This is a genomic window from Fusobacterium sp. (assembly GCF_019012925.1).
Lineage (GTDB): Bacteria > Fusobacteriota > Fusobacteriia > Fusobacteriales > Fusobacteriaceae > Fusobacterium_A.
Genome location: NZ_JAGIRL010000051.1, coordinates 1 through 15,032, shown reverse-complemented (window position 1 = coordinate 15,032; position 15,032 = coordinate 1). Strand labels below are relative to the sequence as shown.

Sequence of the window (15,032 nt, the reverse complement as noted above, 5' to 3'; positions counted from 1 at the left end):
AAAGTATTTCGTTATTTGGAGAAAATATAATAATTTGAGAATAAGAGTATTATAAAGAAACACATCTTAATATAATACTCTAAAAAAATATGCTCGTTGAAAAATTTTTTTCAAAAAACTGAAATATAAAAAAACTAGGAGGAAAATACTATGAATATGAAAGGGAAGTTACGTTTAGTATTGGCAACACTATTATCAGTATTTTTATTTGTAGCTTGTGGTGGAAGTAAAGATGCAGCAAGTGGAGATGCAAAAGTAAAAGATACAATAGTAGTATCTGATGGAGCGGAGGCAAAATCGTTAGATCCACATGCAACAAATGACGCACAATCTTCAAGAGTAACAGTACAAATTTATGATAGATTAGTAGAGCAGGGAGATAATATGGAGATAGTTCCTGGATTAGCAGAATCTTGGGAACAGCCAGATGGAAAGACAACTATATTCCATTTGAGAAAAGGTGTTAAATTCCACAATGGTGAGGAATTAAAAGCATCAGATGTTAAGTTCTCACTTGATAGAATGAAAGCATCACCTCAAGTTTCTCATATAATAGGAACTGTAGAGGGAGTAGAAGTTATTGATGACAACACTGTTAAAGTAACTACAACTCAACCATTTGGAGCTTTATTAAGCCACTTATCACACCCAACAGCAGCAATTATGAATGAAAAAGCTATAAAAGAGTATGGGGATTCTTATGGACAACATCCAGTAGGAACAGGACCTTACAAATTTGTTTCATGGCAATCAGGAGATAGAATAACTCTAGAAGCAAATCCTGAGTACTTCTTAGGAGAGGCTCCTATAAAAAATGTAATATTTAGACCTATTGTAGAGGGATCAAATAGAACAATAGCTATTGAAACTGGTGAGATTGATATAGCTTATGATATCGAAGGATTAGATAAAGACAAATTAAGAAATGATGATACAGTTGTATTCTTAGAAGAGCCATCTTTATCAATTGACTATATTGGATTTAATACTAAAAAAGCACCATTTGATAATGTAAAAGTAAGACAAGCTATAGCAACAGCAATCAATGCTGATGATATAATAGCAGCGGTTTATAAGGGATCAGGAACAAAAGCTAACTCATTAATAGGACCAAAAGTATTTGGACATACAGATGAAGCAAAAGCTTGGGAATACAATGTAGAAAAAGCTAAACAATTATTAGCAGAAGCTGGATATCCAAATGGATTTAAAACAACAATTTGGATCAATGAAAATCCAGATAGAAGAGATATTGCTGTAATATTACAAGCTCAATTAAAAGAGATAGGAATAGATATGACAATAGAAACTCTTGAGTGGGGAGCATTCTTAGATGGTACTGCAAGAGGAGATCACGAAATGTTTATCCTTGGATGGGTAAGTGTAACTGGTGACGCAGACTATGGATTATTCCCATTACTACATAGTTCTACTTTCGGAGGAGCAGGAAACAGATCATTCTACTCAAATCCAAAAGTTGATGATCTATTAACAAGAGCTAGAAACTCAGTGGATCAAGAAGAAAGAAAAGAGCTATATAAAGAGGTTCAAATAATGGTTCAAGAAGATGTTCCTCTATATATTACTGCATATAAAGCACAAAATGCAGCATTACAAAAAAATATAGAAAATTTCAAGCTGAAAGCAGCAGGACATCATAGACTTTATGGAGTAAAATTTAAATCAAATTAGTTTAAAAAAGGCTGTGTCTTAAAGATACAGCCTTTTGTTTTAAAAATTAAAACTTAGAAAGAAAGGAGAGGACACTTGATTTAAAGGATGAGTGTCAAAAATAGTATGCACAAGTATGTATTGAAAAGAATTTTACTACTTATTCCTGTATTGTTAGGAGTTTCATTATTAGTTTTTGCAATAATGTCATTAACACCAGGAGATCCAGCTCAATTAATATTAGGGGAAAATGCACCAAAAGCAGCAGTTTTAAAATTGAGAGAAGAGATGGGACTTAATGATCCATTCTTTATGCAGTATTTTAGATTTGTAAAAAATGCTATAATGGGGGATTTTGGAAGATCATATACAACTGGAAGAGAGGTATTTGGAGAGATATTTGCAAGATTCCCAAATACATTGATATTAGCAGTTATAGGAATTATTATATCTGTTTGTATAGGAATTCCAATTGGTATAATTTCAGCTACAAGACAGTATTCTTTCTTAGATAGTTTTAGTATGGTAATCGCTTTATTAGGAGTATCAATGCCAGTATTCTGGTTAGGACTTATGTTAATTTTAACTTTCTCAGTAAAATTAGGTTGGCTACCTTCTGGAGGATATAATGGACTGAGCAGTATAATACTACCTGCTATTACCTTAGGGGTAGGATCTGCAGCTATAATTACAAGAATGACACGTTCATCAATGCTAGAGGTAATAAGACAAGATTATATAAGAACAGCTAGAGCAAAGGGTGTAACTGAAAAAGTTGTTATTAATAAACACGCCTTAAAAAATGCACTTATTCCAATAATAACAGTTGTTGGATTACAATTTGGACATCTATTAGGTGGAGCAGTTTTAACAGAGTCAGTTTACTCATGGCCAGGTGTTGGAAGATTGATGGTAGATGCAATAAGACAAAAAGATACACCTACAGTATTGGCAGCCGTTGTATTCTTAGCAGCAGCTTTTAGTGTGGTAAACTTATTGGTAGATATATTGTACGCTTATGTTGATCCAAGAATAAAATCACAATATAAGTAGTAAGGGGGAGAAAGGATGTCAAGTACAAACACTTCAAATAAAAAAAGAAGTCAGTGGGTGGAAGTATGGAGAAGATTAAAGAGAAATAAGATGGCAATTCTAGGGCTAATAATCTTAATAATTCTTTTCTTACTAGCAATCTTTGCTGACGTTATAGCAAACTATGATAACGTAGTAATAAAACAAAATTTAGCACAGAGATTACAAGGACCAAGTGCAGCACATTGGCTTGGAACAGATGAGTTTGGTAGAGATATTTTTGCAAGACTTGTACATGGTACAAGAGTATCATTACAAGTTGGTATAGTAGCTGTTGGAATCTCAATCATAATAGGTGGAGTATTAGGGGCAGTTGCTGGTTATTATGGTGGAAAATTAGATAATACAATAATGAGAATTATGGATATATTCCTAGCAGTACCAAGTATATTACTTGCAATAGCAATAGTATCAGCATTAGGACCAAGCATACTGAATCTAATGTTAGCAATTAGTATATCAAGTGTACCAAGTTATGCAAGAATAGTTAGAGCTTCTGTACTTTCAATAAGAGATCAGGAGTTTATAGAAGCAGCTAAGGCTATTGGAGCAAGTAATACAAGAATAATTTTTAGACATATTATTCCTAACTCATTGGCTCCTGTAATTGTACAAGCAACTTTAGGAGTAGCAAGTGCAATACTTTCAACAGCAGGTTTAAGCTTTATCGGATTGGGAATTCAACCTCCAGCACCAGAGTGGGGATCTATGCTATCTGGTGGTAGACAATATCTAAGATATGCTTGGTGGGTTACAACTTTCCCAGGTGTAGCAATAATGATAACAATTCTTTCTCTTAACTTATTAGGAGATGGATTAAGAGATGCGTTAGACCCAAGATTGAAACAGTAGTTATATTAGGAGGAAGTGTCAATGAGTAAATTATTAGAGATAAAAGATTTAACTATACAATATGTTACAGAAGATGAGGTAGTATCTGCTGTAAATAATTTAGAGATCGAATTAGAAGAGGGAGAAACAATAGGACTAGTTGGAGAGACTGGAGCAGGAAAAACAACAACTGCTTTAGGAATAATGGGACTTGTTCCAAATCCTCCAGGAAAAATATTAAATGGAAAGATCACATTTGAGGGAGAGGATCTATTAGCTTTATCAGAAGAGAAGATGAGAAAGATAAGAGGAAATAAGATCTCAATGATATTCCAAGATCCAATGACTTCATTAAACCCTGTAATGACAGTAGGAGAGCAGATTGCAGAGGTTATCGAACTACACGAGCAATTAGGGAAAGAGGGATCTTTTGAAAAAGCAAAAGAGATGCTTGAACTAGTTGGAATCCCTGGTGCTAGAGCAAATGATTTCCCACACCAATTTTCTGGTGGAATGAAACAGAGAGTTGTAATAGCTATTGCCTTAGCTTGTAATCCAAAGCTTTTAATAGCAGATGAGCCAACAACAGCACTAGACGTTACTATACAAGCACAAGTTCTAGATTTAATGAATGAATTAAAAGAGAAATTTAAAACAGCTATGATATTGATAACACATGACTTGGGAGTAGTTGCACAAGTGTGTGATAAGGTTGCAATAATGTATGCTGGTGAGATAGTAGAAGCAGGAAGTTTGATAGATGTTTTTGAAAATCCACAACATCCATATACTCATGGATTATTCGGATCAATTCCTAGTCTAGATGAAGAGTGTACAAGATTAAAACCAATTCAAGGATTGATGCCAGATCCTACAAATTTACCATCAGGATGTAAATTCCATCCTAGATGTCCTCATGCTACAGAACTTTGTTCTAAAGAGCAACCAGGAGTTACTGATTTAGGTAATAATCACAAAGCAAGATGTTTTGTTTGTGAAGGAAGAGTAAAAGTAGTAGGGGAGGAGAATTAATAATGGAAAATAATAAAGTTTTATTAGAAGTAAAAAACTTAAAAAAATACTTTAATACTCCAAAAGGACTTTTACATGCAGTAGATGATATAAACTTTACTATTTGTGAAGGAAAAACTTTAGGAGTGGTAGGAGAATCTGGTTGTGGAAAATCTACAACTGGAAGGGTTATCTTAAGGTTACTTGAGGCTACAGATGGAGAGATACTTTTTGAGGGAGAAAATATCAGAAACTACTCAAAAGATCAGATGAGAGAGATGAGAAAGAAAATGCAGATCATCTTCCAAGACCCATTTGCTTCTCTTAACCCAAGAATGACTGTAAGTGAGATAATTGCCGAGCCATTAATTATCCATAAAGTATGTAAAAGTAAAGAGGAATTAGAGAAAAGAGTAAAAGAGTTAATGGAGATAGTAGGTCTGAGTGAAAGACTTATGAATACATATCCACATGAGTTGGATGGAGGAAGAAGACAGAGAATAGGAATAGCAAGAGCGTTGGCATTGAAACCAAAGTTTATAGTTTGTGACGAGCCAGTATCAGCTCTAGACGTATCTATTCAAGCACAGGTACTAAACTTGATGAAAGATTTACAAGAGGAGTTTGGACTTACATATATGTTCATAACACACGACTTATCAGTTGTAAAACACTTCTCTGATGATATAGCTGTAATGTATTTGGGACAATTAGTTGAAAAAGCACCATCTAAGATGCTTTTCAAAAATCCAATTCACCCATATACAAAGGCTCTTTTATCAGCTATACCAGTACCAAGTGTTAAGAAAAAAATGGAGAGAATAAAACTTCAAGGTGAGATTACATCTCCTATAAATCCTGAAAAAGGTTGTAGATTTGCAAAAAGATGTATCTATGCAAAAGATATATGTAGACAAGAGGATCCAAAGTTAAGAGAGGTTGGAGAAGGGCACTTCTATGCTTGTCATCTAGCTGAAGAGCTTGGATTCATTGAAAAATAGAGTCTAGTTAGGGTAGACATATGAATTTAAAAGTTGAAATATAGTGGAGAAAAGTTGTTGTAAAGGGGTTTGCAACAACTTTTTTTCTAAAATGTTATTAAATTATTTGAACAAAAAAGGTATAATATAGTAAATAACAAAAGAGGTGAGATTATGTTAAAATTTAATGCAAAAAAATATTCAACAACTCTAAAACTTATTTTACTAAAAGCTATAAAGGACATATACCCAAATGGAGATGTAATCATAGACAACTCTCTTAATAATGGGGTTTATGGAGAGATTGAAAATGTCCTATTGACAGAGGAAGGCATAGAGAAGATTTCCAATAGAATGAAAGAGATTATAGATAAAAACTATCCAATAGAATTGGTAGTTGGGAATAATGAGGAGTTAAAAGCTAAAAGTGAAACAATAGAGAGAGAAGATGTAAGAAAACTATTAGATAATAGTGGTTGGACAAGTATAATGGAATACTCTATTGATGGTTACCATGATTATGTATATGAGAAACCCTATAAATTTACTGGTGATATAGGAGTTTTTGAACTTACAAAATACAATGAAGGCTTTATAATAAAATATCCATTGACAGAGGATTTGGTACTTCCACCAAAAATAGACACTCCAAAGTTAGCAAAAATATTTTCAGAGTCAGGAAAATGGAATCAGATTTTAGGTGTAGATACTTTGGGAAGTTTGAATGAGAAGGTGTTAAATAAAGAGATAGGAGAGTTAATACAGGTAAATGAAGCTCTACATCACAAGGATATAGCTAAGATAGCTGAACAGATCTCACAGAATAAGGGGATCAAACTTGTTACTATTGCTGGTCCATCATCATCAGGAAAGACAACATTTAGTATGAGACTTTGCATACACCTAAAGGCGAATGGAATGAAGCCAGCATTGATATCTTTAGATAATTACTATATTGGTAGAGCTAATGTTCCTTTAGATGAGAATGGACAAAAGGATTTTGAAACAATGGACGCTTTAGATATAAAATTATTAAATGAGAATTTGAAGGATTTGATAGATGGAAAAGAGGTTGAAATTCCAAGATATAACTTTATAACTGGAGAGCGTGAAGATGTAGGAGATCTAAAGAAACTTGCAGATGAAAATGGAATAATTGTAATAGAGGGAATCCATGGTCTAAATGAGAGACTTACCCAAGTAATTCCAAGAGAGAACAAGTTTAAAATCTATATTAGTTGTCTAACACAACTTAATATTGATAAGCATAATAGAATCTCAACAAGTGATGTTAGAAAAATTAGAAGATTGGTAAGAGATAGCTTGTCAAGAGAGGAGAAGGGAGAGGGAACTCTAGCTATGTGGGCTTCTGTAAGAAGGGGAGAAGAGAGACATATTTTCCCATTCCAAGAGGAGGCAGATGCTCTATTTAACAGTAATCTTGTGTATGAGTTAGGAGTTTTGAAGAACTACGCTTTGAGAGAGTTGATTAGAATAAAACCAAGTAGCCCATATTATGAGGAAGCTAAGAGATTGATGAGATTTCTATATTGTTTTGTAGATATAAAGATAGATTTAATTCCAGATGATTCAATTTTGAAAGAGTTCATAGGTGGAAGTTTATTCTATAAATATTAAAATGTGGTAAAGGAAATAATTGAATGAAGTGTGTTGTTGTTAAAGAAAATGGAAATGTAGAAAAATTAAGAGTTACAGAGATGGAGATTCCCAAGAGAGATAGTGGAGAGTTATTAATAAAGGTTCACTATACAGCAATTAATAGAACGGATATAATCAATAGAGAGGGTAAAGCTGGTAAATTAGTTAATCCCATTTTAGGAGTAGAGATTTCTGGAGAGGTAGTAGAAATAGATGAGAATAGCTCTTTCAAATTAGGTGATAGAGTTATGGGATTGGTAAATTCAGGAGCTTATGCTGAATACTGTACAATTCCAGAGGGGATGGCAATAAAATTACCTGAGACACTTACATATGAAGAGGGAGCAGCTATTCCAGAGGTATTCTTAACTGCTTATCAAACACTTTACTGGTTAGGTGGGTTGCAAGAGAATGAGACAGTTTTGATCCACGCAGGAGCTAGTGGAGTAGGAACAGCAGCTATACAATTAGCTAAAAAGATAGGAAAAGCTAAGGTGATTGTAACTGCAGGTTCTGAAGAGAAATTGGAATTTTGTAAAAAATTAGGTGCTGATGTAGCTATAAACTATAAAGAAAAAGAGTTTGATAAGATAGTTTTAGATGAGACTCAAGGAAAGGGAGTAGATCTAATTTTAGATTTTGTAGGGGCATCTTATTGGGAGAAAAATCTGAATAGTATAAAAATTGATGGAAGAATGGTATTGATTGGGATTTTAGGAGGAACAGAAGTAGAAAAAATGAGTATCTTACAACTTTTGATGAAGAGAGTACAGATAACAGGAACTCTTCTAACTCCAAGAACAGTTGAGTATAAAACTTTATTATCTCAAGAATTTTCTCAAAAAGTACTTCCATTGATAGAAAAGAAAATTATAACTCCTATAATAGATAGAGTGTTTTCCATTGATGAGATAAAACTAGCCCATACCTATATGGAAGAGAATAAAAATATGGGAAAAATTGTAATTAAAGTTATTGAATAATATAAAAAATGCACCAGATCTTTAAGAAGATAAGGTGCATTTTTACATCTATTTTATTTGCTCAATACCATTGATATAGTTACAATCTTTTATAAGATTTCCTGCAGGATCATACTCTTTGTAACCACCATGTAGTTTTCCATGATCAGTGTAGTGGCACTCAAGATGAAGAGTTCCATTTGAGTAATACTCTTTATATATTCCAAACATAGCTCCATTTTTTAAGTTTACACTAACTTTGATTTGTCCATTAGGATAGTATTTAATATTTTTACTTGTAGTAGAAGTAGTTTCATAAAAAGAGCTTCTTTTTAATTTCCCGTTAGGGTAGTACTCCTCACAAAGTCCTTTAGCCTCTCCATCAACTAGATTACGGACAGAACTTAATTTTCCATCACTATAAAATGTTTCGTAAACTCCGTCAATATTACCATTTTTGTAAAACTTTCTAGTTTCAATTTGACCATTCATATAGTAAGATTTGTATTCACCATGTCTAACTCCATCAACATAGTTTTTTTCCTCTTGAATAGCACCATTGTCATAAGTTTTAACCCATAGCCCCTCTTTTTTACCGGCCTTGTTGTATTGATTAGTCATATTAACTCCTCCTCTGCCAATGATATTGAATAATAATATTTTAAGTTAATACAAGTATACTCCATAAAAGAGAATAAATAAAGAGTAAAATATATAAATTTAATTATTTTTTATAGAATCAACAGCAAGCTTTAATTTTTGAAGACCTAGCTCCACTTTTTCTTTAGGACAGCCTACATTAAATCTCAAATAATTTTTTCCCTCTTCTCCATATGTATTACCAGGCATAATAGCTACTTTTCCAATATCAATAAGAGCTTTTTGTAAAGCTTCACTAGATATATTTAGTTGTGAAAAATTAATCCAAGCAAAATAACATCCATCAGGAAATTCACAAGTCAATTGAGGAATATTTTTTTCTAAAAATTCTTTAACAAAAAGAATGTTAGCTTTTGTATATTTTAAAAGTTCATCAACCCAGTAACTACATTGATTATAAGCTGTAATTGTAGAGATTATTCCTAAAATATTTGGAGAAGACAAGGCTTCTCTGTTTTTTAAAATGAATAAGTAATCATCTCTATCTTTTGAATTTGGAACTAACATATATGAACCACCTAAAGATGGTGTATTAAATGTTTTAGAGGCCGCTGTACAGATAGCTATACTCTCTTTGTAATTGTCTGCTACTTTAAGAATAGGTGTATGTACCCCTCTATAAACTATATCCATATGGATCTCATCAGAGATAATATAAACATTGTATTTTTTACATATAGAGATAATTTTTTTTAACTCCTCTTCACTCCAAACTTTTCCTACAGGATTGTGTGGACTACATAATAGAAATATCTTAGAGATTTTACACTTTTCTTCAAAATCTTCAAAATTTATCTCATATCTACCATTTTTTTCAATGAGAGGAGAAGAGATAAGTTTTCTTTCATTATCAATTATAACCTTGAAAAAACCATCATAGGCGGGAGTATTAATCAACACTCCCTCTCCTTTTTTAGATTTCATCTCAATGAGCTTGGAAACTGAATAGATCACACTAGGAGCATAGAGTATCCAATCTGTATTTATCTGGAAATTAAATCTTGAATTATACCAAAATTCAATTGAATTTTTAAAATCACTATGATTCCATCTGCTATACCCAAAAACCCCATGATTAACCCTATTTATAAGTGCTTTTTTTATTTCAATTGGAGATTCAAAATCCATATCAGAAATTGTAAAAGGTAGTAAATCTGCCTTTCCAAATCTGTCTTCTATATAATCCCACTGAGTACAGTAGGTTCCTTTTCTATCAATGACAGTATTAAAATTCATAATTAATCACCACTATTTTATAAGTTTATCTAATTTATTTTTAACAACGTGTACTTGAGGACCAATGATAACTTGTAAGTTATTAGCATCTAATTTGACAACAGCAATAGCCCCAGTCGCTTTTATCTCTTCTTCATTGATAATATTTGTATCATTAACAACTAATCTAAGTCTAGTAATACAGTTATCTAAAGATACAATATTATTTTTTCCACCTAGAGCAACTAAAAGTTTTTCAGCGTCAAATCCTCCTAATTTAACATTAGATTCATCAGTTATTACTTCTCTACCAGGAGTTTTTATGTTAAATTTGATAATTGCATATTTGAAAACAAAATAGTAAATAGCAAACCAAACTATTCCCACTGGAATAACAAGATACCATTTTGTTCTAAATCCTTGGAATATACCAAAAACAATAAAATCTATTAGGTTACCATCGGTGTTTCCAATAGCAACTTTTAAAATGCTCATAGTCATAAATCCAAGTCCTACCATAATACAATGGAAAACATAAAGTATTGGTGAAAGGAAAAGGAATATAAACTCTAATGGTTCAGTTATACCACCAATAACACAAGCAACTAATCCAGAAGCAAGTAGTCCTTTAATTTTCTTTCTATTTTCAGGAAGAGCAGTTTGATATATGGCAAGAGCTACAGCTGGTAGTCCAAACATATATGAAGGCATTTTTCCTTGAGAAAGAAACTTAGTTACATTAGGATCTAATATTCCTTCAGCAAACTCTTTATAGAAGATATTTAAAGCTCCATATACAGGTTGTCCATTGATGATAGCCTCTCCACCAGCAGAGGTAAATCTAATCATAGAAACTAAAATGTGGTGTAATCCAAAAGGTCTAAGTAAACCCTCTCCAGCACCAAATAAGAATGGACCAAATACACCAGCCTTACTGATTAATTCTCCAATTTTAATGATGATACCATTAAAAAATGGCCAAATTAAAGGAATAACAAGCCCAATTATTCCAACTATAACAGCAGTAGCAATAGGCACAAATCTAGCTCCACCAAAGAAAGCTAAAGCATCTGGAAGTTTTATTTCACAAAACTTATCATGTATCTTATAGACAATGATACCTATGATAACTCCACCTAATACTCCTATATCTATACTTTGAATACCAAAAACCATAGCTTGTCCAGCAGCTTTCATATTTTCAGGAGTAGCTAATGCACCTGTAACCTTTAAGAAGAAGTTAGCAGTCATACTAGACATTACAAAACCTACATATCCAGAAAAGGCAGCTATTCCTTTATCCTGTCTAGCAAGACCAAGAGGAATTGCCATAGCAAACATTATAGGTAAATTTGAAAAAGCAAAAGCTCCAATAGTAGACATAAATTCAAAAAATAATTTTATAACAGGGACCTTTAAAAAAGGAAATATCTCAGCAGTTACTGAACTAGCAAAAGAGCTTCCTATTCCCAACATAATACCACAAGCAGCAAGTAAGGATACTGGTAACATAAATGTTTTCCCCAATCCTTGAAAAAATTCCCAAAATCCAATTTTCTTACTCATATTTCAGAACCTCCTATGTTATATCAATACATTAATTATATATTTCAGATAGAAGTTTGTTAATATCAATTAAATTTCAAAATTTTTTGAAAAAAATTTTAAGCCTATTTTCTATCATCGTAGATTTTATTTTTGTAGATAGTTAAAAGTTCCAAAATAAGTTTTTCTTCCTTAAGCTCATTACAATTCTCTCTAATTAAATTTAATAATTTAGTTAAAGATATTCCATTATTACTATCACTTTCTATATAATTTTCACATACTTCAGTAAGATATATAATTTCATCTTCTCGAAATGGTTCTTCTAATAGAGAGTTACAACTTAAAACAGCAGTCTTAACTCTTTCATAGATGATTTTATTGAAATTACTTGTTTTTTCTTTTTTTAAAAGGAAAAAGTTATTTTTTATTCTATAGACAGCTGGAAGTAGATATTTTAAGATCTCTTCTCTAAAGTTATTAGAATTGTAAAAATCAAAATTTAAACTTACTGATATATTTTTAGAAAACTCTTCAATAAAATTTTGAACTAGGAGAAGATTTTCTGAAAAATTGTGTGAGTAGTAACCACTAATGAAGTATTCAGTAAGATGTAAAAACTCGAATTCTAAATTTTCAGGAATTATTTCAGACAGACTATTTTTTATTAAATTGTAGTCACTTAGATTTCTTAAAAATTTACTATTATTTTTTTTAAGTATGATCTTATTTTTCCTTATTCTCTCAAGAGTAGGAATTAGATAGATACACATAAGATCCTTAAAATTATTATCAAAACTTACATTGAGCTTTTTTTCTATCTTTAAGATTGCGTCATAAAGAGTAGAGATATTAAAGTTTGCAAGATAATTTTTAATAATAGAACTCTCAATTTTTTCAGTAATATATAGTTTTTGAATGAAAAGTAATCTATTATTTTTTATTTCAATGTATTCTAATAGTTTTAAAAGTTTTAGATGTCTTAGTTTTTTTTCTTTTCCCTTAATAGTGATGCTATTATTTTCTCTAACGAACTCTAATTCAAAATTTTTTAACTCAAGATTTAAGGCGAGGATATCTTTTTTTATAGTTGGTCGGCTAACTTTTAGATATTTTTCAATATCAGTAATTTTTGTATTTTCAGAAAAAAGATAGTTTATTAAAATATAGTTTTCTCTCTCTTCCTTAGAAAAAATATATTCATCTATTGTTATCTTTTCAATAAAAGAGTTTAAAGTAATTTGAGAACCCTGCCAACTTAAAACTCCTTTTTTTAAAATTATTCTATTCAGTGAAAATCTATTGAGATAGAAGTTTAGATTATCAATACTATAACGAATATTTCTTTCACTTACTTTATATTTTTCTGAAAAATATGAAAGTGGGAGCTCTCTATTCAAAAGTTCATCAAGTATATTAAATTCTTTTCTATTTAAACTCATAAAATTCCTCCTTCAATATAGATTATACTATTTTTATCAAAACTTGACAAAGAAAATTACTTGTGATAAAATCAGCAAAAAAAGAGGGGGGTATCAGATGTTTGGAGAGAAAGTTTTAGTATTAGATGGGGCTATGGGAACAGTTTTAAAAAATAAAAATATTGATAAAAAATTTTTTAATAGTACTACCTCATTTGAGGTTTTGAATATAACAGCTGAAGCTGAGGTCAAAGATGTACATAGGGAGTATATAGAGGCAGGAGCAGATATTATAGAGACTAACACATTCAATTGTAATAGTTTTTCACTGAAGGGAACAGAGTTTGAAGACAGTATCTATAAAATATGTAAAAAGGGGGCAGAGATTGCTAAAGAGGTAGCTAAAAACTATGGGAATAGAGTGTTAGTAGCAGGTTCTATTGGCCCAACAGGTGTGAGTCTTACTCAAAATTCAATTGTGGAAGAAGAGTTGAGAAAAAGTTATAGAGAGCAGATAGGTGGATTGATAGATGGGAGGGTAGATCTATTATTGATAGAGACTGTATATGATTATAGAAATTTGAAACTTGCCCTTGGAGTATCTGAAGAGTTGTTTAAAAATAAGAGATTAAATATACCAATAATAATATCATTCACTTGTAGTGAAAAAGGTGAAATTTATAGTGGAGAGAGTATACAGAACATAATAAAAGAGATAGATAATGAAAGTATAGTAGGATATGGACTTAATTGTGTAGGTATGACACAATTTATTGAAAAAATTTCAGATATAACTTCTAAAAAAATTATATTCTATCCAAATGATATTATATTAAAAGAGCTTGATAACAACTTAGAGAACTATATATATAATTTATTGAAAAAAAACTATATTCACATTATAGGTGGTTGTTGTGGGACAGATTCCAAGTATATTGGAAAAATAAAAAAAATAGTAAAAACTTTCAATTGTAACAAAATTGTCAAATAAAAATGTTAATATAACGTATACTAAATCTTTCCCCAAGATATTTATAGAATAAAAGGACTTGCATTTGCAAGTCTTTTTATTTTTTTGTAATATATATATAATATATGAAGAAAAATAAAAAAACAATTGTAATATTGACTTTAGTGAAATAAAATGATAATATTTAAACCATAAGGTCAATTAATGAAAATAAAAACTCAAATCAGAACATAAATATGACAAAAATTACTATTAAACTTCAACTTATTTTTGCAACAAATAGAAGTAGTCTTATAAAGACAGAGATTATTAATACTTCAGACAAGGATATGAATTTAGATATTTCTTGGAATGGAAAGATGTATAATGAGTTTCAAGCTTGGAGAAAGGATAGTTATAAGATATTGAAAGATTATGATATAATACTATTGAGGTGATAATATGAAATATTACTCAATAGGAGAATTTGCAGATAAAATAGGAAAAACAATTCAAACTCTTAGAAATTGGGATAAGAATAATACTTTTAAACCTGCTTATGTAACTGTGATATCAACTATAATAAAAAATGATTAAGGAGTTAATAGAAGATGATACTTGCAAAGAAAGTTAGATTGTATCCAACCAAAGAGCAAGAACAGAAATTGTGGCAATGTGTTGGAACTGCTAGGTTTATCTATAATTATACTCTTGCGAAACAGGAAGAAAATTATAGAAATGGTGGTAAATTTATTGGCAATGGAATTATCAGAAAAGAATTAACTCAACTAAAAAAGTCAGAACTAATTTGGTTAAATGAAGTATCAAATAATGTTACTAAACAAGCTGTAAAAGACGCTTGTAATGCCTATAAAAATTTTTTTAAAGGTTTAGGTAATAAGCCAAAATTTAAGAGTAAAAAGAAAAGTAAACCTAGTTTTTACAATGATACTTCAAAATTAAAAGTTAAAGAGAAAAAAGTCTTAATTGAAAAAGTAGGTTGGATAAAAACAAATGAACAAATACCTACTGAAGT

15 protein-coding genes are annotated in these 15,032 nt (G+C 30.9%); 11 read left to right on the top strand and 4 right to left on the bottom strand.

The window, feature by feature from the left end:
* Positions 1-156: 156 nt before the first annotated feature.
* The 7 genes from QZ286_RS09485 (at position 157) to QZ286_RS09455 (ending at position 8,227) form a co-directional block, all read left to right on the top strand.
* On the top strand, positions 157-1,692 hold the full coding sequence (locus QZ286_RS09485) for a glutathione ABC transporter substrate-binding protein (RefSeq protein WP_291256744.1): 1,536 nt from the start codon (positions 157-159) through the stop codon (positions 1,690-1,692).
* Between the two features lie 105 nt (positions 1,693-1,797).
* Complete coding sequence (gene nikB / locus QZ286_RS09480) at positions 1,798-2,724, top strand: nickel ABC transporter permease (protein WP_291256725.1); 927 nt, start codon at positions 1,798-1,800, stop codon at positions 2,722-2,724.
* Between the two features lie 15 nt (positions 2,725-2,739).
* The gene (gene nikC / locus QZ286_RS09475) at positions 2,740-3,615 is read left to right on the top strand and encodes a nickel transporter permease (protein ID WP_291256724.1); all 876 of its coding nucleotides are present in this window, start codon (positions 2,740-2,742) and stop codon (positions 3,613-3,615) included.
* Positions 3,616-3,636: 21 nt separating this feature from the next.
* Positions 3,637-4,626 carry an ABC transporter ATP-binding protein gene (locus QZ286_RS09470; protein WP_291256723.1) on the top strand — a complete coding sequence of 330 codons (990 nt, stop codon included), beginning with the start codon at positions 3,637-3,639 and terminating at the stop codon, positions 4,624-4,626.
* Positions 4,627-4,628: 2 nt separating this feature from the next.
* The gene (locus tag QZ286_RS09465) at positions 4,629-5,606 is read left to right on the top strand and encodes an ABC transporter ATP-binding protein (protein ID WP_291256722.1); all 978 of its coding nucleotides are present in this window, start codon (positions 4,629-4,631) and stop codon (positions 5,604-5,606) included.
* A 153-nt stretch (positions 5,607-5,759) separates the two neighbouring features.
* A complete protein-coding gene (locus tag QZ286_RS09460) occupies positions 5,760-7,223 on the top strand; it encodes a nucleoside kinase (protein ID WP_291256721.1) in 1,464 nt (487 codons plus the stop codon).
* Between the two features lie 23 nt (positions 7,224-7,246).
* Positions 7,247-8,227, top strand: coding sequence for an NAD(P)H-quinone oxidoreductase (locus QZ286_RS09455; RefSeq protein WP_291256720.1), 981 nt, complete (start codon positions 7,247-7,249; stop codon positions 8,225-8,227).
* A 48-nt stretch (positions 8,228-8,275) separates the two neighbouring features.
* Here the strand turns inward: QZ286_RS09455 and QZ286_RS09450 are convergent, their stop codons facing one another.
* The 4 genes from QZ286_RS09450 to QZ286_RS09435 all read right to left on the bottom strand — a co-directional run bounded on the left by QZ286_RS09450 (position 8,276) and on the right by QZ286_RS09435 (position 13,068).
* On the bottom strand, positions 8,276-8,827 hold the full coding sequence (locus tag QZ286_RS09450) for a toxin-antitoxin system YwqK family antitoxin (RefSeq protein ID WP_291256719.1): 552 nt from the start codon (positions 8,825-8,827) through the stop codon (positions 8,276-8,278).
* A 99-nt stretch (positions 8,828-8,926) separates the two neighbouring features.
* Positions 8,927-10,102: a MalY/PatB family protein gene (locus tag QZ286_RS09445; RefSeq protein WP_291256718.1), complete on the bottom strand. Its 1,176-nt coding sequence runs from the start codon at positions 10,100-10,102 to the stop codon at positions 8,927-8,929.
* 12 nt (positions 10,103-10,114) lie between these two features.
* Positions 10,115-11,647: a maltose/glucose-specific PTS transporter subunit IIBC gene (malX, locus tag QZ286_RS09440; RefSeq protein ID WP_291256717.1), complete on the bottom strand. Its 1,533-nt coding sequence runs from the start codon at positions 11,645-11,647 to the stop codon at positions 10,115-10,117.
* A gap of 104 nt (positions 11,648-11,751) precedes the next feature.
* Positions 11,752-13,068: a helix-turn-helix domain-containing protein gene (locus QZ286_RS09435; RefSeq protein ID WP_291256716.1), complete on the bottom strand. Its 1,317-nt coding sequence runs from the start codon at positions 13,066-13,068 to the stop codon at positions 11,752-11,754.
* A gap of 97 nt (positions 13,069-13,165) precedes the next feature.
* On the opposite strand from QZ286_RS09435, the gene QZ286_RS09430 reads away from it, so the two are divergent.
* The 4 genes from QZ286_RS09430 to QZ286_RS09415 all read left to right on the top strand — a co-directional run.
* Complete coding sequence (locus QZ286_RS09430; RefSeq protein WP_291256715.1) at positions 13,166-14,038, top strand: homocysteine S-methyltransferase family protein; 873 nt, start codon at positions 13,166-13,168, stop codon at positions 14,036-14,038.
* 215 nt (positions 14,039-14,253) lie between these two features.
* Complete coding sequence (locus tag QZ286_RS09425; protein WP_291256714.1) at positions 14,254-14,454, top strand: hypothetical protein; 201 nt, start codon at positions 14,254-14,256, stop codon at positions 14,452-14,454.
* 4 nt (positions 14,455-14,458) lie between these two features.
* Positions 14,459-14,593: a hypothetical protein gene (locus tag QZ286_RS09420; protein WP_291256713.1), complete on the top strand. Its 135-nt coding sequence runs from the start codon at positions 14,459-14,461 to the stop codon at positions 14,591-14,593.
* A 14-nt stretch (positions 14,594-14,607) separates the two neighbouring features.
* Positions 14,608-15,032, top strand: a 425-nt coding sequence (locus QZ286_RS09415) for a transposase (protein ID WP_291256712.1), incomplete at its 3' end; no start/stop codon positions are given.

What these genes read in the sequence shown, in the direction of transcription:
- QZ286_RS09425 (WP_291256714.1), top strand. Translation starts at nt 14,254, where the DNA reads ATGACAAAAATTACTATTAAACTTCAACTTATTTTTGCAACAAATAGA.
- QZ286_RS09470 (WP_291256723.1), top strand. Translation starts at nt 3,637, where the DNA reads ATGAGTAAATTATTAGAGATAAAAGATTTAACTATACAATATGTTACA.
- QZ286_RS09450 (WP_291256719.1), bottom strand. Translation starts at nt 8,827, where the DNA reads ATGACTAATCAATACAACAAGGCCGGTAAAAAAGAGGGGCTATGGGTT.
- QZ286_RS09445 (WP_291256718.1), bottom strand. Translation starts at nt 10,102, where the DNA reads ATGAATTTTAATACTGTCATTGATAGAAAAGGAACCTACTGTACTCAG.
- nikC (WP_291256724.1), top strand. Translation starts at nt 2,740, where the DNA reads ATGTCAAGTACAAACACTTCAAATAAAAAAAGAAGTCAGTGGGTGGAA.
- QZ286_RS09485 (WP_291256744.1), top strand. Translation starts at nt 157, where the DNA reads ATGAAAGGGAAGTTACGTTTAGTATTGGCAACACTATTATCAGTATTT.
- QZ286_RS09465 (WP_291256722.1), top strand. Translation starts at nt 4,629, where the DNA reads ATGGAAAATAATAAAGTTTTATTAGAAGTAAAAAACTTAAAAAAATAC.
- nikB (WP_291256725.1), top strand. Translation starts at nt 1,798, where the DNA reads ATGCACAAGTATGTATTGAAAAGAATTTTACTACTTATTCCTGTATTG.
- QZ286_RS09435 (WP_291256716.1), bottom strand. Translation starts at nt 13,068, where the DNA reads ATGAGTTTAAATAGAAAAGAATTTAATATACTTGATGAACTTTTGAAT.
- QZ286_RS09420 (WP_291256713.1), top strand. Translation starts at nt 14,459, where the DNA reads ATGAAATATTACTCAATAGGAGAATTTGCAGATAAAATAGGAAAAACA.
- QZ286_RS09460 (WP_291256721.1), top strand. Translation starts at nt 5,760, where the DNA reads ATGTTAAAATTTAATGCAAAAAAATATTCAACAACTCTAAAACTTATT.
- malX (WP_291256717.1), bottom strand. Translation starts at nt 11,647, where the DNA reads ATGAGTAAGAAAATTGGATTTTGGGAATTTTTTCAAGGATTGGGGAAA.
- QZ286_RS09430 (WP_291256715.1), top strand. Translation starts at nt 13,166, where the DNA reads ATGTTTGGAGAGAAAGTTTTAGTATTAGATGGGGCTATGGGAACAGTT.
- QZ286_RS09455 (WP_291256720.1), top strand. Translation starts at nt 7,247, where the DNA reads ATGAAGTGTGTTGTTGTTAAAGAAAATGGAAATGTAGAAAAATTAAGA.